Raw genomic sequence first — 23,107 nt, forward strand, 5'->3', positions numbered from 1 at the left:
CCTCTATTTTTATGGTTATATTTATTGATATATAACCAGTTTCTAACATCTAATCCTTTCATTTCACGCTATATCTTGATATATACAGCGTGGTTATCCTTAATTTAAGTGGAATTAGAACATGAAAAAATTATCAGGTAAGTTACTTGCTGGTGCGGTTATCTCTTTTGCTTTAGTGAGTCAAAGTTTTGCATCGGAAAAAGTAACGGTATTTGCTGCCGCTTCTCTTACCAATGCTCTTAATGAAATTTCGGCACAATATAAGCAAGAAAAGAAAACTGAAGTGGTTGCATCTTATGCCTCTTCTTCAACATTGGCTCGTCAAATTGAGCAAGGTGCACCTGCAAATCTGTTTATTTCAGCAGATCAGCAGTGGATGGATTACGTAATCGATAAAGATTTAATGGTTGCGGATTCACGCCATACACTATTAGGTAATGATTTAGTACTCATTGCCCCTAAAGATAGCAAATTAAATGACGTTGTTATTAATAAGGAAACCAAATGGAAATCCTTACTTAATGGTGGAAAACTTGCTGTTGGCGATCCGGACCATGTGCCTGTTGGTATCTATGCAAAAGAATCATTAGAATATTTAGGTGCATGGGATACAGTAAGCCCAGATATGGCTCGTACTAATAACGTGCGTAGCGGTATGGCGCTGGTTGAACGTGATGAAGCACCATTAGGTATCGTATACGGTTCTGATGCAGTTGCGAGTGATAAAGTGAAAGTGGTCGGCGTATTCCCAGCTGATAGCCACAAACCTGTTGAGTATCCAATGGCAGTTGTAAAAGGTCAGGACAATAAAGCAGTTCGTGATTTTTATGACTATCTGAAAACACCTCAAGCCGCAGAAATTTTTAAGAAATACGGCTTTAGTCCACTGTAGGAATTATACTTTTGGAGATGTTAAGTGAATACGAATGGCAAGCCATCATACTAAGCCTTAAGGTATCGACTGTTGCAGTTATTATTAGTCTACCTTTTGGTATTTTTATGGCTTGGCTTTTAGTTAGGGTACGTTTTCCCGGTAAATCATTGCTTGATAGCATTATTCATTTACCTTTAGTTCTACCTCCTGTTGTAGTCGGTTATCTTTTACTGATCAGTATGGGTAGGCGTGGATTTATTGGTGAATGGTTATATGACTGGTTTGGTTTTAGCTTTACCTTTAGTTGGCGAGGCGCAGCACTTGCATCCGCAGTGGTTGCATTTCCATTGATGGTAAGAGCGATCAGATTAGCATTAGAAGCCGTCGATCAACGAATGGAACAAGCAGCGAGAACTTTAGGGGCTTCACCCTTGCGTGTCTTTTTTACCATAACGTTACCTTTGTCTATGCCAGGGATCATCGCAGGTATTGTGTTGGCATTTGCGCGCTCATTGGGAGAATTTGGCGCAACAATCACTTTCGTCTCCAATATTCCAGGGGAAACAAGAACTATCCCTCTGGCAATGTATACTTTGATTGAAACACCTGGTGCGGAAATGGATGCTGCCCGTTTATGTGTCATTGCAATTATTTTGGCGCTCGTCTCTTTAATGGCTTCAGAGTGGCTAACTCGTTGGGGTCGTAAAAGATTGGGGGGCGTATGCTAGAGATGAATTTTAAACAGACGCTAGGATCACTGCGTCTGGAAGTCAATACTGAACTGCCAACAGAAAGTATTACTGCAGTTTTTGGTTTATCTGGCGCGGGTAAAACCTCACTGATTAATGTAATTGGTGGCTTAACCAAACCCGATTCAGGGCGCATCGTATTAAATAATCACACACTGGTTGATACTGAAAAGAAGATTTATCTGCCACCTGAAAAACGTAAAGTGGGTTATGTATTCCAAGATGCTCGACTGTTTCCTCATTATACAGTAAGAGGAAATTTGCTTTATGGTATGTCTCCAACAATGAAAGTGCAGTTTGATCGCATTATTCATTTGTTAGGTATCGAACATTTACTCTCACGTTTCCCGATAACACTATCAGGTGGTGAAAAACAGCGTGTTGCCATAGGGCGAGCATTGTTAACAGCGCCAGATATTATGCTAATGGACGAGCCGTTAGCCTCGCTTGATTTACCGCGTAAACGTGAATTACTGCCGTATTTAGAAAAGCTCTCACAAGATGTACAAATTCCTATTTTGTATGTGAGCCATAGTCTTGATGAAATTATTCGACTTGCAGATAACGTCATTGTGATGGATGCAGGAAAAATTAAGGCGACAGGTAAGCTGGAAGATGTATGGGCAAGCAGTGCATTACGTCCATGGTTACAAAAAGAGACATTAAGCAGTATCGCCAATGTGATGGTGGTAGAACACCATAGTCATTACGATATGACAGCAACGGCTTTTGGTAACCAAGTGCTGTGGTTACCTCAAATCGAGGCTAAAATTGGTCGTGATGTGCGTGTCCGTATTGATGCTTCTGATGTGTCATTAACCACGAGTCGTCCATCAAATAGCAGTATTCGTAATATTTTGCATATGAAAGTGGTTGAAACCATTAAAAATGATGGTCAGGTCGATGTAAAACTTGTCAATGATGGTAATTATTTATGGGCAAGGATCACGCCTTGGGCAAAAGATGAATTGAATATTCAAGAAGGGCAATGGCTTTATGCGCAAATTAAGAGTATTTCCCTAAGCCGCCATCTTTGATTCATTCGTTATATGTGCTGATAAAAAAGACCTCATTTTAAATGAGGTCTTTTCCTTTTGGGGAGGTAAAAATAAAACTAAGACAAAATATATTTGTGAATAGTTTCTGCAATACCCGGCTGCGAATTCACTTTGGTGACCATTTTCGCACGTGCTTTCACTTCATCTGAAGCATTACCCATTGCAACACCTAAACCAACATGTTCTAACATGCTAAGATCATTAAAATTATCACCAAAGGCAATAACATCACTCATATTCATCCCATTCGCTTCAACCCAGCGTTGCAAACGACGACCTTTACTGTTGCCTTTTTTAGCGATATCAACTTGATCAACCCAAGACCATTCACACTCTAAGCCGACTTGTTGTTCAATTTTTTCAACTAATGCGTGTAGTTCATCGTGAGCAGGCGTTGTTGTGGCAATTTTCCAAATGGCATTAACATCATGCATTGCTTTATAAAAATCATCGACTTTAACGAGATTGGGGCGCTGTGCAATGGGAAGGGTATCTGCCCAATTAAGAGTGCGTTGTACTGCTGCAGTAAGTTGGTCGTACATCATTGCATCGTCAGCATAAACTAAATGGTGTACATTTGTTTGCTTAACGAGATCTAATACTGCTCTGGTTTCTTGAGTGGTTAATGGATCGGATTCCAGTACTTTTTTACCAATATAGTCATAAAGGTAAGTCCCATTACAGCAAATTGCAGGGGTGTCAAGATCGAGTGCCTGATAGAATGGATGGATAGCAACATGATGACGACCTGTTACAATTAAGACTTTAACACCTGCTTTTCTTGCAAGATTGAGTGCTTCTAAAGATTCTGGCAGGATACGTTTTTGGTCATCAAGCAGTGTGCCATCAAGATCCAATGCAATAACGCGATATGACATAAATAAGCCCCTTGATAGTATTAAGATGCAATGTTACTGATGGTACACGTTAACTAATAAAAGATAAACTAGCTTAATCGTGACAGGTTATCGTTAGTTATTCTATTATTCTTTATAAATCAATGGGTAATCGATTTTAAGGAGAAGGGATGAAACAGGTAGTCTACGTAGCAAGTCCAGAGAGTCAACAAATCCATGTTTATGCATTAAACGCTGAAGGTGAAATGGATTTATTGCAGGTTGTAGAGATTGCAGGGCAAGTACAACCGATGATTGCAAGTGCAGATGGAAAATACCTTTATGTCGGTATTCGACCTCATTTTAGTGTGGTGACATTTGCGATTGCTGCCGATGGTCAGTTAGAACAAAAGGCTATCACTTCCATTCCAAGTACTCCTGTTCATTTATGCTTAGATAAAACGGGGCGTTTCTTATTTGTACCTTCTTATCATCAAGGTAATTTAGCTGTTTTACCTATTAATGATAAGGGGATCCCTCAATCACCTATCCAAATTATTGAAGGATTAAATAAACCTCACTCATCTAATATTGATTGGAATAATAAACAACTGATTGTGCCTTGTTTAGGTGAAGATCATATTCGTTTATTTAATTTATCAGAAGAGGGGCGTTTAACAGAAGCAGGTACTGAAGAGCTGACAACCGCACAAAATGCAGGGCCTCGCCATATGGCATTCCATCCTAATGGTAATGTGTTTTATTGCCTTAATGAATTAGATGCGACAATCAATGTTTATCGTCGCATGGGGGATTTATACCGTTTAATGCAAACGGTTGATATTGTTCCTGAAACATTTAACAGTACTCGTTGGGCATCAGATATTCATATCACGCCTGATGGGTGTTTTCTTTATGCTAGCGAACGCTCTGAAAGCTTTATTTGTGCGATGGCAATCTCTGAGGCTGGCGATTATCTACAACCTGTAGGTTATTATCCAACACAAACACAGCCTCGTGGTTTTAATCTTGATAATACAGGTAATTACTTGATTTCTTGTGGTCAAAAATCAGATTTTGCGTCTGTTTCTCGGATTGATAAACATACGGGTGCCTTAACAGAATTAGCGTGTTATCCAGTAGGTAAAGGCGCAATGTGGGTTACTGTTGTGACGAAATAACTATTACAGTATAAAAGTTACTGAAAACCTCTAGCAAAACATTACCTTGCTAGAGGTTTATTTGGATGAAAGATTTATGAGAAATTAACCACTTTCTCAATAGCTTGAGTGAGTTTAGTCAGGTTTGCTGGTGGCATAATAAATGGTGGCATAATATAAATCAGCTTACCAAAAGGTCTGATCCAAACCCCTTCTTCTACAAAAATTTTTTGTAATTTTGCCATATTAACGGGCTCGTTCATTTCGACCACACCAATCGCACCTAACACTCGCACATCTTTGACACTCTTTACCTGTTTTAATGGCAGGAGCTCTTTTTTAAGTTGGGCTTCAAGTTGTGCAACTTGATTTACCCAATCGCCTTTTTCTATTAGAGATAAACTGGCATCAGCAACAGCACAAGCTAAAGGATTTCCCATATAAGTAGGGCCATGCATAAAGCATCCTGCATCACCTTGGCTGATGGTTTCGGCAATATGACGTGTAGTTAAGGTAGCAGATAAGGTCATATAACCGCCCGTTAAGGCTTTACCTACACACATAATATCAGGAGAAATTCCAGCGTGCTCACAAGCAAAAAGCTTACCTGTTCGGCCAAAACCCGTGGCAATTTCATCTGCAATTAATAACACATTAAATTCAGTACACAATGCTCTTGCGTGTTTCAAATATTCAGGATGATAAATTCGCATTCCACCCGCGCCTTGAACAATGGGTTCAAGCATAACGGCGGCAATTTCTTGATGATGTTGCTCTAGTGTTGAGCGTAATGAGTGGATATCAGTGGGATCCCATTCTTCATAAAAGCCTGTTTTGGGTGCATCCACAAAGAGATGATTAGGCAAGTAACCTTTGTACAGACTGTGCATGGAGTTATCTGGATCACACACTGACATCGCGCCAAAAGTATCACCATGATAGCCTTGTTTTAGCGCCACAATACGTTGACGTTTTTCACCTTTAGCCTGCCAATATTGCAAGGCCATTTTCAGTGCAACTTCAACAGCTACTGAACCTGAGTCTGCTAAGAATATACATTCAAGAGGCTCTGGTGTTATCGCCAATAATTTACGACAAAGTGATACTGCTGGGGGGTGAGTAATGCCACCAAACATCACATGAGACATATTGCTTAGCTGTGTTGTAACGGCATTATTAAGTTCTGGGTGATTATATCCATGAATTGCAGCCCACCATGAAGACATTCCATCAATTAGTTTTCTACCATCAGCCAAGACTAATTCAACGCCTTTTGCACTGACGATAGGGTAAGCAGGTAACGGATTACTCATCGAGGTGTATGGATGCCAAATATGGCGTAAATCGAAAGCGATATCTTCAGGTGTCATTCTATTTTTCACTTAATCATGTAAACCAATGGTGTTCAATTTTAGTTGACATGATAACCCTATTATTTAAACTGGCAATCACTTTTAAACAGGAGATTGTATTGTGAGCACATTAAAACGCTGGACATTAAAAGAAGCCAGAGCACTGTTTGATATGCCATTTTTAGATTTGGTTTTTCAAGCACAACAAGTGCATCGTCAACATTTTGACCCTTCACAGATCCAAGTCAGTACATTGCTTTCTATCAAAACAGGAGCTTGTCCTGAAGATTGTAAATATTGTGCTCAAAGTGCGCGCTATAAAACCGGATTAGAAAAAGAGCGTTTAATGGAAGTGCAGCAAGTGATTGAATCTGCGAAAAAAGCAAAAGCAGCGGGTTCAACGCGTTTTTGCATGGGAGCAGCTTGGAAAAACCCGCATGAACGTGACATGCCTTATCTTGAACAGATGGTGAAAGAAGTCAAAGCATTAGGCATGGAAACCTGTATGACTTTGGGGAAGTTAGATGATTCACAAGCTAACCGATTAGCAGATGCAGGGCTGGATTTTTATAACCACAACCTTGATACCTCACCTGAATTTTACGGCAGTATTGTGACAACACGGACCTATCAAGATCGCTTAGATACGCTTGATAAAGTGCGCAATGCGGGTATTAAAGTGTGTTCTGGCGGAATTTTAGGGTTAGGCGAGGAAGTTAAAGATCGCGCTGCAATGTTGGTGCAATTAGCCAATTTGCCACAACCGCCAGAAAGTGTGCCGATTAATATGTTAGCCAAAATTAAAGGTACGCCATTAGCTGATAATGAAGATGTCGATCCTTTTGATTTTATTCGTACTATCGCCGTTGCTCGTATCATGATGCCTCGCTCTTATGTACGCCTTTCTGCCGGTCGTGAGCAAATGAGTGAACAAACACAAGCATTCTGCTTTATGGCTGGAGCGAACTCTATTTTTTATGGTTGCAAATTGTTAACAACAACTAATCCAACTGAAGATAAAGATCACCAATTATTCCGTAAATTAGGCTTAAATCCTGAACGATTAGCAGTATCTATGGGTGACAATCAGCAAGAAGAAGCTTTGATGCAAGCGGTTGCCAATAAAGACACTGAACAATTTTATAATGCGGCACTGTAATGAGTTGGCAAACCTATTTAAATGAACAACTTAATGGGCGTAGAAATACGCCATTATGGCGAAAACGCAACGTGATCAAACAGGCGGAGGGGCGTTTTTTGATCACAATATCAGGTGAAAAGTACCTTAATTTTTCAGGTAATGATTATTTAGGTATCAGCCAACATGCGGACGTCATTAAAGCATGGCAACAAGGTGCTGATGAGTATGGTGTAGGTAGCGGTGGATCAGGGCATATCACTGGATTTACACAAGCTCATGCACAGTTAGAACAGCATCTTGCAGATTGGCTAGGTTACGATAATGCATTGTTATTTTCATCCGGTTATAGTGCTAACCAAGGTGTTATTTCGGCATTACTTGAAAAAGACGATGCTATTATTGCGGATAAACTTTGCCATGCCTCGTTAATGGAAGCCGCTGTATTATCACCCGCTATATTATGGCGTTTTTTACACAATTCTTCTGATTCTTTATTTCAACGACTTAATAAAACGTCGGCTAGTAAAACCTTGGTGGTTACAGAAGGGGTATTTAGCATGGATGGAGATCAAGCCCCATTAACAGAAATAGCAACAATAAGCCGACAACATGGTGCATGGTTAATGGTCGATGACGCACACGGTATTGGTGTTTTAGGTAAAGAAGGTCGAGGTAGTTGTGATGAAGCGGGTATCAAACCAGAGCTATTAGTGGTGACTTTTGGTAAGGCTTTTGGTATCAGTGGGGCGGCAGTGCTTTGTAACAAATCAACAGCGGAATTTTTTGAACAATACGCACGCCATCTTATTTACAGTACATCAATGCCACCTGCACAGGCTGTTGCGTTACATTCAGCACTAAATATGATTAAACAAGCTGATGGTGAGCGAGCATACCTTCAACAATTAATTGATACCTTTCGCCAAGGTGTCGTGTCGCTTCCTATTAAATTATTACCTTCACAAACGGCTATTCAGCCATTAATTATCGGTGATGAGCAATTATGCCAAACACTTTCAGATTATCTGCAATCTAAAGGCCTATGGGTAAAGGCAATCTTTCCTCCTACTGTACCGCCTCAAAGTGCACGCTTACGAATAACGTTAACCACTCGCCATCATCTTTCAGATATTAAGCTGTTAATCGAGACGCTTCATGCATTCTTTAGTCAAAACAGATAAACAACGTATAGCCCAAACATTTGGTAAAGCTGCGGTTCATTATGATAATCACGCCAATATTCAGCGCTATAGCGGTAATAAATTAATGGATTTAGCGCGTTATGATAGTGGCAAAATTGTCTTAGATGCAGGATGCGGAACAGGATATTTCAGTCAAAAATGGAAACAACAAGGTAAGTTTGTTATTGCACTTGATCTGTCACACACCATGCTACAAGTGGCAAAACAACAACAGCGGGCTGATGGTTACTTACAAAGTGATATCGAGCATTGTGCAATTACGCCACAAAGTGTGGATATCGTGTTTAGTAATTTAGCGATGCAATGGTGTGATGATTTATCTGTTGCGATTAACTCACTCATGAAAGCAGTAAATAAAAAAGGTGCACTTTATTTCTCAACACTCACTACGTTGACACTGCAAGAAGTCAGAGAGGCTTGGCAATCTCTTGATCAACATCCGCATGTTAATCCTTTTTTATCGCTTCACGATATTAAGAAAGCGTGTTGTGGTTTTCATTGCCAATTTTCTACTGAAACGGTTACAGAACATTATGATTCATTACATGCGTTGTTTGCTTCTTTAAAGGGCGTTGGCGCCAATTTTGTGCAAGGAGATCGACAAAAAGGGTTGATGACACGACAGAAATTTCGTGCGCTAGAAAATGTATGGAAAACAGAATCAGGTAAATATTTACTCACTTATCAAATTGTTATAGGAAAAATATCATATGGCTAAGACATGGTTTTTAACAGGTACAGATACAGAAGTAGGGAAAACCGTGGTAAGTAGCGCTCTATTACAATGTGCGTCGCATCAAGGATATCAAACTGCGGGCTATAAACCTGTTGCATCGGGAAGTGAGTGGTTAAATGAAGGTTTACGTAATTCAGATGCACTGACACTGCAAAAATTCAGTACAGTAAAGTTAGATTATCACCGTATTAATCCTTACTGTTTTGAAACGCCAACATCGCCCCATATTGTTAGCCAAGAAATAAAACAGCCTATTGATTTTAATGTGATGTCAGAAGGTTTGTCTTATTTAAAGCAACAAGCTGATTGGGTTTTAGTCGAAGGGGCTGGTGGTTGGTTTACCCCACTGTCAGAAAACTATTTTTTCTCTGATTGGGTTATCAATGAAAAGCTACCTGTTATTTTGACTGTGGGTGTTAAATTGGGTTGCATTAATCATGCGTTATTAACGCAACAAGCAATTATTCAGTCTGGTTTAACATTGGCTGGCTGGGTTGCAAATGAAGTTGAACCTGCGGGGCGATATCAAAAAGAATATCTGGCAACATTAAAACAGCATATTAACGCACCATTTTTAGGCAAAATACCCTACTTAAACGAAGTAAAAGAGCATAATTTTACTTCTTATCTCGATCTTTCCTGTTTAAAACTAAGTTGATAGGCGGTTATTAAGTAAATTATAAAAGTCTATTTTTTATACCAATAAAAAAATAAAAAAAATAAATTCAGTCAATTTTTAGGGATATTTTAAGGTGGAAAAAAAGACGTAACCTACCGAGAGATAACAACTTTGTACAGTTATCCACTATTCCTGTGGATAACCTTGTGTATTACCATTATAAAAATACGCTGAATAGAGAGAATACAAGGCATTGCTAAAGATTGGTGTTATTCTCAACTTTAATTTTTAATTCTTATATATCAATTAATTAAATAAAATCAATAGAGAGAGTGGTGTTGGTGTGTCTCTTGGAATAATTCACAAAAAAGGGGTTGCCTTTTTGAAAAAAATTCAGTTCCAAAACTGGGGATAACTTATGCTAATTATTCAGACAAATTTTGTGAGATAGAGATTGAAGCTGGATTTTTATCCAGTATCATAAGGAGTGTCAGCGAGGAGATGAAAATATGAGCAAAGATTTCAAACTGCATTCTGAATTTAAACCGGGTGGTGATCAACCTGCCGCTATTGCCTCACTCTGTGAAGGGTTAGATGATGGTCTTGCTCATCAAACCCTTTTAGGGGTAACAGGTTCAGGTAAAACCTTTACGATTGCCAATGTAATTGCCAATCTCAATCGTCCGACTATGGTGTTGGCGCCGAATAAAACATTGGCAGCACAGCTTTATAGTGAAATGAAAGAATTCTTTCCTGAAAATGCAGTGGAATACTTTGTTTCTTATTACGATTATTATCAGCCAGAAGCGTATGTGCCAAGCTCAGACACTTTTATTGAAAAAGATGCTTCTGTTAACGAACATATTGAACAAATGCGTCTATCTGCGACTAAAGCTTTGCTAGAACGTAAAGATGTTATTGTCGTATCATCGGTTTCTGCTATCTACGGTTTAGGTGATCCTGATAGTTATTTAAAAATGATGCTTCATCTGACTAACGGCATGATAATCGACCAACGTGCCATTTTACGCCGCCTTGCTGATTTACAATATACTCGCAATGATCAAGCCTTCCAGCGAGGTACATTTCGCGTACGTGGTGAAGTGATTGATATCTTTCCAGCTGAATCTGATGATTATGCATTACGTGTTGAGCTATTTGATGAAGAAGTTGAACGCCTTTCACTGTTTGACCCTTTAACAGGGCAAATTCACTATAATGTGCCTCGTTTTACCGTTTACCCTAAAACGCACTATGTCACTCCCCGCGAGCGTATTCTTGAAGCGATGGAAGAAATCAAAAAAGAACTTGCAGACAGACGCAAAGTGCTTTTAGCGAATGATAAACTCGTTGAAGAACAACGCGTGACACAGCGTACTCAATTTGATCTCGAAATGATGAATGAATTGGGATATTGCTCAGGTATCGAAAACTATTCACGCTATTTATCAGGTAGAGGGCCTGGTGAGCCACCTCCAACCCTGTTTGATTACCTTCCTGCTGACGGTCTATTAGTGATTGATGAATCACACGTTACCATTCCACAAATTGGCGGAATGTATAAAGGCGACCGCTCGCGTAAAGAAACCTTAGTTGAATATGGCTTCCGTTTACCTTCCGCGCTTGATAACCGTCCATTACGTTTTGAAGAGTTTGAGGCGTTAGCACCACAAACAATTTATGTTTCAGCAACACCGGGCAAATATGAACTTGAAAAATCAGGTGATGAAATTATCGAACAAGTTGTAAGACCAACAGGCTTACTTGATCCGATTGTTGAAGTGCGACCGGTTGCCACACAAGTTGATGATTTACTTTCTGAAATTCGTATTCGTGCAGCAAAAAATGAACGTGTATTGGTTACAACACTAACAAAACGAATGGCTGAAGACTTAACAGAATATCTTGAAGAGCATGGCGAACGAGTTCGTTATTTACACTCTGACATTGATACTGTTGAACGTGTCGAAATTATTCGTGATTTGCGTCTAGGTGAGTTTGATGTATTAGTGGGTATCAACTTACTTCGAGAAGGTTTAGATATGCCTGAGGTCTCTTTAGTAGCGATTTTAGATGCTGATAAAGAGGGTTTCTTACGTTCAGAACGTTCATTGATTCAGACAATTGGTCGTGCGGCTCGTAACCTTGAAGGTAAAGCGATTTTATATGGCGATAAAATTACCGATTCAATGGCAAAAGCGATAAGCGAAACTGAGCGTCGTCGCGAGAAACAGCAACAATTTAATCTTGAGCATGGTATTGTCCCTAAAGGATTAAATAAAAAAGTGGGTGATATTCTTAAGATTGGTCAACCTACGCAAGGGCGCAATAAGAAAGGGCATAAAGCAACAGATATTCATGAAAATTATCCGTTGTTATCAACGGCTGAATTGGAAAAAGAGATCCAACGTTTAGAAGCCGAAATGTACCAATATGCAAAAGATCTTGAATTTGAGAAAGCAGCGAGTACGCGTGATAAGTTGCAAGCATTACGTGCTCAATTTATTGCTAACTCTTAATTAGCGAAATTAAATTCACAAACCGATAAAGGGATATCCTTATTTTACAGGGATTATCCCTTTTTATCTTCTATCTTCCATTTTTTGCCTAGTTTGATATTCCCTTAATGGCGTTCAACTGTTTAAATACCACAACAAACAAAGCGTCAATTATTTACAAAGATAAAAAAGATATTAAGGACAGTGGATGAGTGTAATGGCTATTGATATTTTTTCAGTGTTTCCAAAGTCACTAGGTATCATTATTGGGATTATTTTTGTTGTGTTATTTTTTAAGTGGTTACATAAAGTTGCTGTACAAGATAGTGAGTTCTCAAAATCACCAGTGGTAGAGAAAGAGCCGATTTTATCTGAAGCAGAAAATACATCAGCTCAGTTATTACCTCATGAATGGGGTTTATATGTAGCAGCACCTTATGCCGCAATGAATGAGTGGGCATATAACGAATATGCTCGAGGTAAAGATGATGGTGGATTATCAGCAGGTTGGGGAATTAACGACCGTTGGGATTTAGTGTATCAACTATTTTGGTTGCTCACTCAAGGCCACACCAATGATTTTTATCAGCTACGTGATCAAATTTTGAATGGCAAAGAAGACGATGTTCAGTCATTAAAAAATGACATTTTACTTTCTGAGTTAACTGAACATGATAAAAATGAGCGTTTATGGCAAATTGATATGATGAGCACTAATCGCATGAACATCCAAAATGTGAAATACCTTATTTGGGATCTCTGCCGTTTTAACAAGCTCTGCTTAGAAGGTTGCCAACAAGGTTATATTACTCAACAAGAAGCTCAAACCTGGTCATTAATGAGCGCATCAATGTTGCGTCGGATCTATGATGGCTGGGAAGATATGTGGAGAAACTTTATTGCTGCTCGTTGGTTTTGGGCAAGTGGCGATCAAGATTGGGTTTCTTCACATCAAGCTTTTACGGATGTGATACAAAATATTCTGAATGCAGAAGATACGTTGGCAACAGAAGAAAACTGGATAATGGATTTACCGCCATTGGATTTAACATCTTTCTCTCGTACTGTGGCTGGTCTCGGTCTGATGAAAAATGATGTACCAATGACACTTGACGAAATTGAAGAAGTGATTAGCCAGCGTATTACATTAAAGCAGCTTAATAGCTAATAATACGTTGAAAACCAATAGTGATATTGTGTTTTTACCAACCAAAAACCGCACTTGCTGTTTATTGCAGATGCGGTTTTTTTATGGAAGCAAGGTAATAAATACTATTTAATCGCTTGAGGTGATGCATTACGTTGACCTAATTGTTGCAACGTTAACTCAATAGCTTTGCTTAATAGATGGCGGTCGTGACGATAAGGAATATCTTTAGCTTCCAATTGGGTCTGTACAATTAATCGGCCTTTCATCGATTCATATTGTGTTTCAGGGCTAATGATCACAGCATCTATTGTTTGTAAACCAATATAATTTTCCATCATAGCGATTTTATCAGACATCGTCATACTGGCAGCCGCGGGGCTTAGCTCTTTGCCTAAATTACCAATATAAATCGTTGTTGCACTACTACGGCGTAATGCTTGTGCAAGCTCTGGCAATAATAACAAAGGCATTAAACTGGTAAAAAAACTACCGGGGCCGATTAAGATAAGATCTGCTTGATCAATGGCTTCAATAGCTTCTCTCGTCGTGGGTACTTTAGGATAAAGATCAAGTTTTTGTGGGATCTTAGGCAAAATATCAACGTTAACTTCACCATAAATCTCATTACCTTGGTCATCTATTGCCATTAGATCAACGGCTTGTTCAGACATAGGAATAAGATGTGCATTGACTCTTAATAAGCCACGAATAAGATTAATTGCTTCTAAAGGCCGAACACTTAAGTTATCTAACGCTTTTAGCATTAAATTTCCTAAATTGTGCCCAGCCAGTTCACCTGTACCAGAAAAACGGTATTCAAACATGGCAGAAGCCACCGAAGGCTCAGTAATTAACTGATTAATGCAATTGCGCATATCACCCCACGCAATGCCACCTTCTTCTTGACGAATACGGCCAGTAGAACCGCCATTGTCTGTTGTTGTAACAATACCAGTAAGGCGAGAGCCTAAGTAGGAGAGTGCTGAAAGCACACGTCCAAGGCCATGACCACCACCAAGGGCAACAACACGATCTAAATCACTTAGCGTGCGATTTCGCATATTTGTTCTACTCATCTTTAAAAATTTGCCGCTAATTTATCACAATTAAAATTTAAGCCTATGATCGCGACGTGATTTCATCACATTCCTAGTTTTATTTCACTTTTGATAGCCTAATACTTAACCAACGAAAGTGTTTTTATTTATGTTGTTAGCGTGACTAAAGTGTTGTAAGTCGTTGTATTGTAAATTATATAGCGAAAACATTATTCGCTTTTTGCATAATTAGCAGGTAGAATCCACAATAAATATATAGGTATTAGAAACCTGTGAAAAACAGGTAAAGATAAACTCCTAGCCTTTACGTCTAAGTCGTGTATTGACAAGATATGATGTTCTGGCCGTGACGAAGCAAGTCACCAGGGTGCAAGGTAGAAATGTCTGCATCTCCCGATTTGGAAAGGTGTTATTATGCAACAACTCGTTGATGCGTTTTCCCGCAAGTTTTTCTATCTACGTCTTTCAATTACAGACGTGTGCAATTTCCGTTGTACTTATTGCCTGCCTAATGGTTATAAGCCTAATGGCCACAAATCATTTCTTTCATTAGATGAAATCAGTAGACTCACGCAATCTTTTGCTGCATTAGGAACAGAAAAAATCCGCTTAACCGGTGGTGAACCGACAATGCGCCGCGATTTTACTGATATTATCGCGACAATCAAAGATAATGATGCAATTAAAAAAATTGCAGTAACAACAAATGGTTATCGTTTGTTACGAGATGTTGCACAATGGCGTGACGCGGGTTTAAGTGCAATTAATGTGAGTGTTGATAGCCTCGATCCTCGTCAATTCCATGCTATTACTGGGCAAGATAAATTTAGTCAAGTAATGGAAGGTATTGATGCAGCATTTACTGCGGGGTTCGAAAAAGTCAAAGTTAACGTTGTGTTGATGCGCAATGTGAATGATAAAAATCTTCCTGATTTTCTTAATTGGATCAAAGACAGACCTATTCAGCTACGCTTTATTGAATTAATGGAAACCGGTGACGGTAGTGATATTTTCAACCGCTTTCATTTGTCTGGTGAAGTTATTCGTCAGCGCTTACTCAATGAAGGTTGGCTACAAATTCCTCGCGCCCGTAGTGACGGGCCTGCTCAAGTATTTACCCATCCTGATTATCAAGGTGAAATTGGTCTGATCATGCCTTATGAGAAAGACTTTTGCCTAACCTGTAACCGTTTACGTGTTTCGGCTATTGGTAATCTCCATCTTTGTCTATTTGGTGAAAATGGTATTCCTTTACGCGACTTACTTGCTGATGATAGTCAACAACAAGCATTACAACAGCGTATTCAGGGCGGGCTTCTTCATAAACGAGAAACTCATTTTCTTCATCAAGGCGATAGCGGTATGACACCGAATTTATCTGTTATTGGTGGATAGTTTTTCGCTCTGTTATTTCGTTAATTTCAGGAGTTGTGCATGTCTCAACTAACTCATATTAATGCTGCCGGTGAAGCTCACATGGTGGATGTTAGCGCTAAAGCTGAAACAGTGCGAGAAGCGCGTGCTGAAGCTTTTGTTGAAATGTCAGCAGAAACATTAAGCATGATCACCGAAGGTAAACACCATAAAGGTGATGTATTTGCGACCGCAAGAATTGCAGGTATTCAAGCAGCAAAAAGAACATGGGAATTAATCCCATTATGTCACCCGCTGTTATTAACTAAAGTCGAAGTGCGTTTAGAAGCACTCACTGAATCTAATCGTGTACGCATTGAATCTGTTTGTCGTTTAACTGGTAAAACAGGGGTTGAGATGGAAGCATTGACTGCGGCATCGGTAGCGGCGTTAACGATTTATGATATGTGTAAAGCCGTTCAAAAAGATATGGTGATAGGGCCTGTACGTTTATTAGAAAAAACAGGTGGTAAATCAGGTCACTTTAAGGTGGAAGCATGATTAAAGTTCTCTTTTTTGCGCAAGTCCGTGAGTTAGTGGGTGTTGATTCTCTCGAATTAGATTGTGAATACCACACGGTAGACGATTTACGTAAAGTATTAATCAACAAAGGTGAACGATGGTCACTTGCGTTAGAAGATGGCAAGTTACTCTCAGCGGTAAATCAATCTTTTGTTCAAGGTTCTCACGTTATTAATGATGGTGATGAAATCGCCTTTTTCCCACCTGTTACAGGAGGATAAGATGAGCGCATCAACTCGTATTTCAGTACAAACCGAAAACTTTAGTGTTGGTGATGAATACCAATGGCTTTCTGAGTGCGACAGTGATGGCGCTGTTGTGACCTTTACAGGGAAAGTGCGTAATCACAATTTAGGGGATGAAGTCAGTACGCTCACGCTTGAACATTACCCAGGCATGACTGAAAAGGCGCTTAATGACATTGTTAATGAAGCGCGAGGTCGTTGGCCTTTACAACGAGTTAGTGTTATTCACCGAGTGGGTACATTGAATATCGGTGAAGAAATAGTGTTTGTGGGTGTCACTAGTTCCCATCGTAATAGCGCGTTTGAATCTGCTGAATTTATTATGGATTTTTTAAAAACACGTGCGCCTTTTTGGAAAAAAGAAGGGCTCTCTGAAAATAATGATAGATGGGTTGAAGCACGCCAAAGTGATTATGATTCAGCCGAGCGTTGGGAATAAACCACTACGCTGAATTAAACGCTACATAACTTTACTTCAATTTATTTTATGATGACATTTCATACAGTTTATTTTATGGAAATGTAAAGTCAGTGTGATAAAATTAAATCCTAATGAGTCCATAATGGACTCTTTACTGAAATAAACGTTATCGTTAAACCTAACGTTATCACTATGATTAAAGGGTAATCATCATGGATCGATTTTCACGTTCAAATGATTCAATCGTACAGCGCACAGGTTCTGGCCTACAAACCTTTATGGCTCAGGTTTATGGTTGGATGACTGTCGGCCTGTTATTAACTGCGTTTGTTGCATTATACGTTGCATCAAGCGAAGCATTATTATCAATGATTTTCTCAAGCAAGATCGTCTTTTTTGGTTTGATCATTGCTCAATTAGGATTAGTTTTCGTGTTATCAGGTATGGTTCATAAAATGAGTGGTGCAATGGCAACCTCATTATTTATGCTCTATTCCGTGCTAACCGGTGTCACTATCTCAAGCGTATTACTGGTTTATACCGCATCTTCGATTGCGAGCACCTTCTTTATTTGTGCGGCAATGTTTGGTGCATTAAGTATTTACGGTTACACCACTAAACGTAGCTTAACGGGTATGGGTAGCTTCCTGTTTATGGGGCTTATCGGTATCATTATTGCTTCTATCGTGAATATCTTTATGCAAAGCTCAATGATGAGCATGGTTATCTCTTACGCTGGTGTGTTAATTTTCGCAGGTTTAACTGCTTATGACACACAAAAACTAAAAGATATGGGTAATGAGATTAACCAAGAAGATAAAGAAAATATGCGCCGTTACTCAATCATGGGTGCATTAACGCTTTATTTAGATTTCATCAACTTGTTCTTAATGTTACTGCGTATTTTAGGCGACCGTCGTTAATTTTAACGATATAACGTTGATAGACGCTGTTTAACAACAGTATAAAAAATAAATCCCATAACTTTATAAGTTGTGGGATTTTTTTGTATTGAATAAATTAATCGTTATTGTTTTAAGCAATCTTTCTTCGGAAAAGATAATAAGCAATGCTACCCGTTCCTACTGCAATCACTAATAAAGGCCATAAGCTGTGCCATATTACGGTGATATCTGCATTTTTAAGGTAAATCTGTTTTGTGATATCAGTGAAATGACGAATAGGGTTTATCCATGTGGCATGTTGTAGCCAAACGGGCATGTTTTCTACGGGAGAAATATAACCGGATAATAAAACCGCAGGCATCATAAACACAAATACACCAATAAAAGCCTGTTGTTGTGTCGAACTTAAGGCCGATATTAACAAACCAAACCCTACCAGCGATAAGCCATAAATCAGCATGGTAAAGTAAAATAGAACCAGTGAGCCAGAAAACGGAATTTGATAACCAAATATCCCAATAATTAATACGATGGTACCTTGAACGGCAGCGACAACCATTGCAGGAATCGCCTTACCGATAAAAATTTGCCATGTTGATAGAGGTGAAACTAATAGTTGATCTAAAGTGCCTTGTTCACGTTCTCTAGCAACGGAAAGTGAAGTGACTATCATCACGCCAATGGTAATAATCAACGCTACTAACGAAGGTACAATAAACCATTTGTAGTTTAAATTAGGGTTATACCAATTGCGAACAACAAGTTCTGTTTTATTCAGCAAAGAAGGTGTATTACCTGCTAATTCAGCTTGATAGTTTTGAACGATTTGCTGTACATAATTAGCAGCGATTTGCGCACTATTTGAATTTCGACCATCTAGGATTAATTGCAATTTGGTAGGAGCACGGCTTTCTAAATCAGCACTAAAATTCTGTGGAAAACGAACTAATAAAAGCGCTTTGCGATTATCAATCGTTTCTTTTATTTCATGTTCGTTTTTAAGCAAAAGAGTTTGAGAAAATGCACTTGCTTTGGCGATACGTTGGGTTAACTCAATAGATTGTTTTCCATTATCCTCATCAAAAATTGCAATAGAGGCATTGGTAACATCTAACGTCGCTGCAAAAGGGAATAAGATCATCTGAAAGATCACGGGTACTATTAAAATAATACGCGTTTGAGGCTCTTGTAATAATGACTGTAGCTCTTTCATTATCAAGGTGAGAAGTCGATAAAACATAAAGTTCTCCCTTTAATCTAATCGACGACGTGTTGCTAACGCCGTTAATCCAATAAAAAATATCGCCGATACAATTAATAGCCACATATCTAGCATCAATATCAATGGAATATCGCCAGCTAAAAATAGCGTTTGTAAACTACTCACAAAATAACGCGCAGGAATAAAATAGGTCACCACCTGAATAAAGATGGGCATACTATCAATTTCAAACACAAAGCCTGATAACATAATTGCGGGCAAAAATGCAGCGTTTAACGAAATCATTGCAGCATTAAATTGATTACGCGTTAGTGTGGAAATAAGCAATCCCATGCCTAAAGCGGTAGCTAAAAAGAGCGAGGTGATCCCACCTAAAATCCACAACGATCCTCGATAAGGTACGCCAAGCACAAATACGGTGACGACCATACACAAGATCATGACAAAACTGCCTAACACTTGGTAAGGAATAAGTTTTGAAAGTAAGAGTTCTGTGCGAGTGATTTGGGTGGAAAGTAGCGCTTCCATAGTACCACGTTCCCATTCACGAGCTATTACTAACGAAGTGAGAATTGCGCCGACAACGGTAATAATAATAGTAACCGCTCCTGGAATAATATAGTGCTGACTTATCGCCGCAGGATTAAACCAATAGCGGGGCTCTATTTCAATTAATGGTGTAGTATCAATACCCTTACTAATGGCTTGTTGCTGCAACCAAATTTGCCAAACGCCTTTGGTATAAGCCTGAACAAAGTTTGCAGTATTGGGCTCACTGCCATCGGTGATCACTTGAATAGGGGCTGTAGTATCTTGACGGGCAAGTAATTCAGCAAAATTAACAGGAATAACCACAATGCCACGAATTTGCCCCGCTTGCATTTTATCGATTAATAATTGTCGATTATCACTAATAGTTGCATTGATATACGGTGAGTTTGTGAAGGTGTAAACAAGCTCTTGTGCGGGTTGGCTTTGTTGATTAGTTAAAATACCAATATTTAATTTGCTTGAGTCTAAATTAATGCCATATCCAAAAATAAATAGCAAAGTGAGCGGGATAACAATAGCTATTAGGGCACTACTGGGATCACGGGTGATCTGCTTTGTTTCTTTTAAACACAGTGCGTATAAACGTCGCCAAGAAAAGCGAGCATGAGATGATTGAGCTGAATTATGCATGTTTTTCGCTCCCTTTATCATTTTCACTTTCAAGTTTTTTATCGTAATCCAGCACTAAACCAATAAAGGCATCCTCCATTGAAGGAGTTGGATTATCATCACTGGCAACCATTTTTTTGAGAGAATCTGGCTCACCAGCCGCAATGATTTTTCCGCGATAAACCAAACCAATACGATCACAATACTCGGCTTCGTCCATAAAGTGAGTGGTAACCATCACGGTCACTCCTTTATCAACCATGCCATTAATATGTAGCCAAAATTCTCTTCGTGTTAATGGATCAACGCCTGATGTTGGTTCATCTAAAAAGAGAATATCAGGCTCATGCATTAATGAGCACGCAAGGGCAAGGCGCTGTTTATAACCTAAAGGTAAGGTTTCAGTGATTTGATTTACCATCGGCTGTAAACCAAAGGCAGTTATCATATCGTTGATTTTATTGCGTTGCTGTTTGCCATGTAAGCCATAAACACCAGAGAAGAATTTCAAGTTTTGTCCCACTTTAAGGTTGCCATAAAGTGAGAATTTTTGTGCCATATAACCTAAATGTTGACGCGCTTTACCTGAGCTTTCTTTTAAGTCCATACCTAGCACAAGGGCTTTACCGCTGGTAGGGACTAATAAACCACACATCATTTTAAAGGTTGTCGATTTACCTGCACCGTTAGGGCCTAATAAACCGAAAATTTCACCACGTTTAACTTGGAAATCGACATGATCGGTTGCTGCAAATTGCCCAAACATTTTGGTTAACTGTTGTGCTTCAATTACAGTCTCATTAGGTGAAGGAGGGATCTGAGGCATAATTTCAGCTAATTCAGATTTATGAGAAGGTCCACCTCCTAATAAATCGATAAAAGCATCTTCAAAGCGAGGAGTAGCGGGAATAAGCTTCGCATCAGGTTTACCCAAAGCGTCCAGTAATTCAGATTGATTACTCTGTTTTTTCAGGATCAAACGAACAGATTGTCCTTGAATAACACCATCAGTTACTTGAGGTTGAATAATAGCTTGTTGTAATACTTTTCTTCGCTGATGGCCTTCAACATCAAGCAGAAAAGAACGACCTGCCATTTTTGCTGTTAAGTCTTGTGGAATACCACTATAAAGTAACTCTCCTTTGTTAAGCAAAAGAATGTTTTTACATTGCTCTGCTTCATCAAGATAAGAGGTGCTCCATAGTATCAACATGCCATCGCTAGCCAAAGCATGCACCATTTGCCAAAGTTCACGGCGTGCAATGGGATCGACCCCAACACCGGGCTCATCAAGCAGTAAAACTTTAGGACTACCTAATAAAGTACAAGCAAGCCCCAATTTCTGTTTCATTCCGCCTGAAAGATTGCCTGCAAGGCGAGAGGTAAAGCGAGTGAGATCGGTAAAAGAGAGCAACTGTTGGTAAACTTTTTTACGCTCTTCACCGATGACATTTTTTAAATCAGCATAAAGATTAAGGTTTTCTAATACCGTTAAATCTTCATAGAGCCCAAATTTTTGTGGCATATAGCCAAGAATAGCTCTGACATCGACACTCTGTTTTTGCGGATCCATGCCTAAAATACGAATATCACCGGCATCTGGTTTTAATAGCCCAGCAAGCATCCGAATTAAGGTTGTTTTACCTGCACCATCAGGGCCAACTAATCCCGTCACAGAGCCACCTGTGATGGTGGCTGTTAATGACGAAACTGCAGGGTTTTCCATCCCTATAAAGCGTTTCTCAACACCTTGAAGTTCGATAGTGTAATCAGTGTGTTCCATTTTTCCCTCACATTTAATGAGAGGAGGCAAATTTTAAGGTGACAGGCATACCTTGGCGCAATTCGTCATCGGCATCTGTTACAACCACTCTGAGGCGATAAACTAAATCCGTTCTTAATTCAGGTGTTTCCACACTTTTTGGCGTAAATTCGGCTGTTGGGGAAACAAATCCAATCGTACCATGGTATGGCTTATCCTTACGTCCATCGGTGTAGAGATAAACTTCTCGATTGGGAATTGCTTCGTTTAAATGTGTTTCACTGATATAAGCTCTGACCCAAACAGGGTTAGTTAATGACACCGTAAATACAGGGCTTCCAGCAGATAATATTGTGCCTGGCTCCACAGCTCGAGTTAACACAGTACCTTGTGATGGAGAGATTAATTGCGTGTCTTGGAGATTTAATTCAGCTTGTGCGACGGCGGCTTTAGCTTGCATAACTTGTCCTTTCGCCGCATCAATATCTTCTTTTCGATAACCATTTTGATATTGATTTAATTTATCTTGGGCTGCTTTTAAGGCTGCGGCTGCTTGATTGCGATTATTTCTTGCGCTATCTAACTCATTGGCTGAAATGACTTTTCGGTTAGCCAAATCTTGCTGACGTTTATAAAAGTTGTTGGCATATTGCCAAGCTGCTTGTTTTAATGACACATCAGATTGGGCTTGTGCAATTTCTTCACTGCGATAGCCGGCTTCCATTAACGCTAATGCAGCAATAGCACTATCACGCTCACCATAAGCTTTATTTAGTGCATTACGATAGGGGGCATCATCAAGTTTTCCTAACAATTGCCCTTGTTTGACTGGGGCACCTTCATCAACGAGTAATGTGTCTAATCTTCCAGCAACACGAAAACTAAGATTGACTGTACGTATATCGACATTGCCATAGAGTACTAATTCAGACTCTTTGTTTTCTTCATAATAATAGATACCTGCAATAATACCGATAATAATCATTAAGATAATAAACAAACTGACTTTTTTAGTTTTCATAA

Annotated in this window: 22 protein-coding genes and 1 riboswitch; of the genes, 15 read left to right on the forward strand and 7 right to left on the reverse strand. The window is 39.2% G+C overall.

Translation table 11 applies throughout. From position 1 onward, the window contains the following. Window positions 1-121: 121 nt before the first annotated feature. Genes modA through modC form a run of 3 tightly spaced genes read left to right on the forward strand, consistent with a single transcriptional unit; the run spans window position 122 to window position 2,660 of the window. Complete coding sequence (gene modA, locus DK861_RS15585) at window positions 122-892, forward strand: molybdate ABC transporter substrate-binding protein (RefSeq protein ID WP_072062901.1); 771 nt, start codon at window positions 122-124, stop codon at window positions 890-892. Window positions 893-909: 17 nt separating this feature from the next. Beyond that, on the forward strand, window positions 910-1,602 hold the full coding sequence (gene modB / locus DK861_RS15590; protein ID WP_006537607.1) for a molybdate ABC transporter permease subunit: 693 nt from the start codon (window positions 910-912) through the stop codon (window positions 1,600-1,602). Continuing rightward, window positions 1,596-2,660 carry a molybdenum ABC transporter ATP-binding protein ModC gene (gene modC, locus DK861_RS15595; RefSeq protein WP_006537606.1) on the forward strand — a complete coding sequence of 355 codons (1,065 nt, stop codon included), beginning with the start codon at window positions 1,596-1,598 and terminating at the stop codon, window positions 2,658-2,660. The genes modB and modC overlap by 7 nt, the downstream gene beginning before the upstream one ends. 77 nt (window positions 2,661-2,737) lie before the next feature. Here modC and DK861_RS15600 read toward each other — a convergent pair whose 3' ends face one another. Continuing rightward, complete coding sequence (locus DK861_RS15600; RefSeq protein WP_006537605.1) at window positions 2,738-3,559, reverse strand: pyridoxal phosphatase; 822 nt, start codon at window positions 3,557-3,559, stop codon at window positions 2,738-2,740. 149 nt (window positions 3,560-3,708) lie between these two features. Between DK861_RS15600 and pgl the strand changes: the two genes are divergently transcribed. Further along, the gene (gene pgl / locus DK861_RS15605; protein WP_109400698.1) at window positions 3,709-4,698 is read left to right on the forward strand and encodes a 6-phosphogluconolactonase; all 990 of its coding nucleotides are present in this window, start codon (window positions 3,709-3,711) and stop codon (window positions 4,696-4,698) included. A gap of 74 nt (window positions 4,699-4,772) precedes the next feature. Here pgl and bioA read toward each other — a convergent pair whose 3' ends face one another. After that, the gene (gene bioA, locus DK861_RS15610; RefSeq protein ID WP_109400699.1) at window positions 4,773-6,047 is read right to left on the reverse strand and encodes an adenosylmethionine--8-amino-7-oxononanoate transaminase; all 1,275 of its coding nucleotides are present in this window, start codon (window positions 6,045-6,047) and stop codon (window positions 4,773-4,775) included. Window positions 6,048-6,150: 103 nt separating this feature from the next. On the opposite strand from bioA, the gene bioB reads away from it, so the two are divergent. The 6 genes from bioB (at window position 6,151) to DK861_RS15640 (ending at window position 13,393) form a co-directional block, all read left to right on the forward strand. Next, window positions 6,151-7,188 carry a biotin synthase BioB gene (bioB, locus tag DK861_RS15615; RefSeq protein WP_072062897.1) on the forward strand — a complete coding sequence of 346 codons (1,038 nt, stop codon included), beginning with the start codon at window positions 6,151-6,153 and terminating at the stop codon, window positions 7,186-7,188. Next, window positions 7,188-8,351 carry an 8-amino-7-oxononanoate synthase gene (gene bioF / locus DK861_RS15620; RefSeq protein ID WP_109400700.1) on the forward strand — a complete coding sequence of 388 codons (1,164 nt, stop codon included), beginning with the start codon at window positions 7,188-7,190 and terminating at the stop codon, window positions 8,349-8,351. Before bioB ends, bioF begins: the two co-directional genes overlap by 1 nt. After that, on the forward strand, window positions 8,326-9,090 hold the full coding sequence (bioC, locus tag DK861_RS15625; RefSeq protein WP_109400701.1) for a malonyl-ACP O-methyltransferase BioC: 765 nt from the start codon (window positions 8,326-8,328) through the stop codon (window positions 9,088-9,090). Before bioF ends, bioC begins: the two co-directional genes overlap by 26 nt. Then, entirely contained in the window at window positions 9,083-9,766 is a 684-nt protein-coding gene (gene bioD, locus DK861_RS15630) for a dethiobiotin synthase (RefSeq protein ID WP_109400702.1), read from the forward strand. Before bioC ends, bioD begins: the two co-directional genes overlap by 8 nt. A 470-nt stretch (window positions 9,767-10,236) precedes the next feature. Continuing rightward, window positions 10,237-12,246, forward strand: coding sequence for an excinuclease ABC subunit UvrB (gene uvrB / locus DK861_RS15635; protein ID WP_072062893.1), 2,010 nt, complete (start codon window positions 10,237-10,239; stop codon window positions 12,244-12,246). Between the two features lie 196 nt (window positions 12,247-12,442). Beyond that, window positions 12,443-13,393 (forward strand): DUF1266 domain-containing protein, encoded by a 951-nt coding sequence (locus DK861_RS15640; protein WP_109400732.1) that lies wholly within the window; start codon window positions 12,443-12,445, stop codon window positions 13,391-13,393. Window positions 13,394-13,497: 104 nt separating this feature from the next. Here the strand turns inward: DK861_RS15640 and yvcK are convergent, their stop codons facing one another. Then, complete coding sequence (gene yvcK, locus DK861_RS15645) at window positions 13,498-14,436, reverse strand: uridine diphosphate-N-acetylglucosamine-binding protein YvcK (RefSeq protein ID WP_109400703.1); 939 nt, start codon at window positions 14,434-14,436, stop codon at window positions 13,498-13,500. 279 nt (window positions 14,437-14,715) lie between these two features. After that, a riboswitch (molybdenum cofactor riboswitch) is annotated at window positions 14,716-14,858 on the forward strand. On the opposite strand from yvcK, the gene moaA reads away from it, so the two are divergent. The 5 genes from moaA to DK861_RS15670 all read left to right on the forward strand — a co-directional run bounded on the left by moaA (window position 14,848) and on the right by DK861_RS15670 (window position 17,957). Next, a complete protein-coding gene (gene moaA / locus DK861_RS15650; RefSeq protein WP_109400704.1) occupies window positions 14,848-15,828 on the forward strand; it encodes a GTP 3',8-cyclase MoaA in 981 nt (326 codons plus the stop codon). It overlaps the preceding riboswitch by 11 nt. A 39-nt stretch (window positions 15,829-15,867) precedes the next feature. After that, window positions 15,868-16,347: a cyclic pyranopterin monophosphate synthase MoaC gene (moaC, locus tag DK861_RS15655; RefSeq protein ID WP_072062889.1), complete on the forward strand. Its 480-nt coding sequence runs from the start codon at window positions 15,868-15,870 to the stop codon at window positions 16,345-16,347. Next, a complete protein-coding gene (gene moaD / locus DK861_RS15660; protein WP_109400705.1) occupies window positions 16,344-16,589 on the forward strand; it encodes a molybdopterin synthase sulfur carrier subunit in 246 nt (81 codons plus the stop codon). The genes moaC and moaD overlap by 4 nt, the downstream gene beginning before the upstream one ends. Before the next feature lies 1 nt (window position 16,590). Further along, window positions 16,591-17,052 (forward strand): molybdopterin synthase catalytic subunit MoaE, encoded by a 462-nt coding sequence (gene moaE, locus DK861_RS15665; RefSeq protein ID WP_006537587.1) that lies wholly within the window; start codon window positions 16,591-16,593, stop codon window positions 17,050-17,052. A gap of 194 nt (window positions 17,053-17,246) precedes the next feature. Further along, the gene (locus tag DK861_RS15670; protein ID WP_006537586.1) at window positions 17,247-17,957 is read left to right on the forward strand and encodes a Bax inhibitor-1/YccA family protein; all 711 of its coding nucleotides are present in this window, start codon (window positions 17,247-17,249) and stop codon (window positions 17,955-17,957) included. A gap of 112 nt (window positions 17,958-18,069) precedes the next feature. Here the strand turns inward: DK861_RS15670 and DK861_RS15675 are convergent, their stop codons facing one another. The 4 genes from DK861_RS15675 to hlyD are packed head-to-tail and all read right to left on the reverse strand — an operon-like array spanning window position 18,070 to window position 23,105. Beyond that, window positions 18,070-19,179: an ABC transporter permease gene (locus DK861_RS15675; protein WP_072062886.1), complete on the reverse strand. Its 1,110-nt coding sequence runs from the start codon at window positions 19,177-19,179 to the stop codon at window positions 18,070-18,072. Between the two features lie 12 nt (window positions 19,180-19,191). Next, window positions 19,192-20,343, reverse strand: coding sequence for an ABC transporter permease (locus DK861_RS15680; protein WP_072062885.1), 1,152 nt, complete (start codon window positions 20,341-20,343; stop codon window positions 19,192-19,194). Beyond that, the gene (locus DK861_RS15685; protein ID WP_109400706.1) at window positions 20,336-22,105 is read right to left on the reverse strand and encodes an ATP-binding cassette domain-containing protein; all 1,770 of its coding nucleotides are present in this window, start codon (window positions 22,103-22,105) and stop codon (window positions 20,336-20,338) included. Before DK861_RS15685 ends, DK861_RS15680 begins: the two co-directional genes overlap by 8 nt. Window positions 22,106-22,118: 13 nt before the next feature. Continuing rightward, the gene (hlyD, locus tag DK861_RS15690) at window positions 22,119-23,105 is read right to left on the reverse strand and encodes a secretion protein HlyD (protein ID WP_109400707.1); all 987 of its coding nucleotides are present in this window, start codon (window positions 23,103-23,105) and stop codon (window positions 22,119-22,121) included. Window positions 23,106-23,107 lie beyond the last annotated feature (2 nt).

The organism is Proteus sp. TJ1640 (assembly GCF_003144445.1).
Taxonomy (GTDB): Bacteria; Pseudomonadota; Gammaproteobacteria; order Enterobacterales; family Enterobacteriaceae; genus Proteus; species Proteus penneri.

Bases quoted from the DNA above. Each gene is read 5' to 3' on its own strand.
- moaA (WP_109400704.1), top strand. From the start codon at position 14,848: ATGCAACAACTCGTTGATGCGTTTTCCCGCAAGTTTTTCTATCTACGT.
- DK861_RS15670 (WP_006537586.1), top strand. From the start codon at position 17,247: ATGGATCGATTTTCACGTTCAAATGATTCAATCGTACAGCGCACAGGT.
- bioA (WP_109400699.1), bottom strand. From the start codon at position 6,047: ATGACACCTGAAGATATCGCTTTCGATTTACGCCATATTTGGCATCCA.
- yvcK (WP_109400703.1), bottom strand. From the start codon at position 14,436: ATGCGAAATCGCACGCTAAGTGATTTAGATCGTGTTGTTGCCCTTGGT.
- DK861_RS15680 (WP_072062885.1), bottom strand. From the start codon at position 20,343: ATGCATAATTCAGCTCAATCATCTCATGCTCGCTTTTCTTGGCGACGT.
- DK861_RS15675 (WP_072062886.1), bottom strand. From the start codon at position 19,179: ATGTTTTATCGACTTCTCACCTTGATAATGAAAGAGCTACAGTCATTA.
- modB (WP_006537607.1), top strand. From the start codon at position 910: ATGTTAAGTGAATACGAATGGCAAGCCATCATACTAAGCCTTAAGGTA.
- bioC (WP_109400701.1), top strand. From the start codon at position 8,326: ATGCATTCTTTAGTCAAAACAGATAAACAACGTATAGCCCAAACATTT.
- moaE (WP_006537587.1), top strand. From the start codon at position 16,591: ATGAGCGCATCAACTCGTATTTCAGTACAAACCGAAAACTTTAGTGTT.
- modC (WP_006537606.1), top strand. From the start codon at position 1,596: ATGCTAGAGATGAATTTTAAACAGACGCTAGGATCACTGCGTCTGGAA.
- pgl (WP_109400698.1), top strand. From the start codon at position 3,709: ATGAAACAGGTAGTCTACGTAGCAAGTCCAGAGAGTCAACAAATCCAT.
- bioF (WP_109400700.1), top strand. From the start codon at position 7,188: ATGAGTTGGCAAACCTATTTAAATGAACAACTTAATGGGCGTAGAAAT.
- modA (WP_072062901.1), top strand. From the start codon at position 122: ATGAAAAAATTATCAGGTAAGTTACTTGCTGGTGCGGTTATCTCTTTT.
- DK861_RS15640 (WP_109400732.1), top strand. From the start codon at position 12,443: ATGGCTATTGATATTTTTTCAGTGTTTCCAAAGTCACTAGGTATCATT.
- DK861_RS15685 (WP_109400706.1), bottom strand. From the start codon at position 22,105: ATGGAACACACTGATTACACTATCGAACTTCAAGGTGTTGAGAAACGC.
- hlyD (WP_109400707.1), bottom strand. From the start codon at position 23,105: ATGAAAACTAAAAAAGTCAGTTTGTTTATTATCTTAATGATTATTATC.
- moaD (WP_109400705.1), top strand. From the start codon at position 16,344: ATGATTAAAGTTCTCTTTTTTGCGCAAGTCCGTGAGTTAGTGGGTGTT.
- uvrB (WP_072062893.1), top strand. From the start codon at position 10,237: ATGAGCAAAGATTTCAAACTGCATTCTGAATTTAAACCGGGTGGTGAT.
- bioD (WP_109400702.1), top strand. From the start codon at position 9,083: ATGGCTAAGACATGGTTTTTAACAGGTACAGATACAGAAGTAGGGAAA.
- moaC (WP_072062889.1), top strand. From the start codon at position 15,868: ATGTCTCAACTAACTCATATTAATGCTGCCGGTGAAGCTCACATGGTG.
- DK861_RS15600 (WP_006537605.1), bottom strand. From the start codon at position 3,559: ATGTCATATCGCGTTATTGCATTGGATCTTGATGGCACACTGCTTGAT.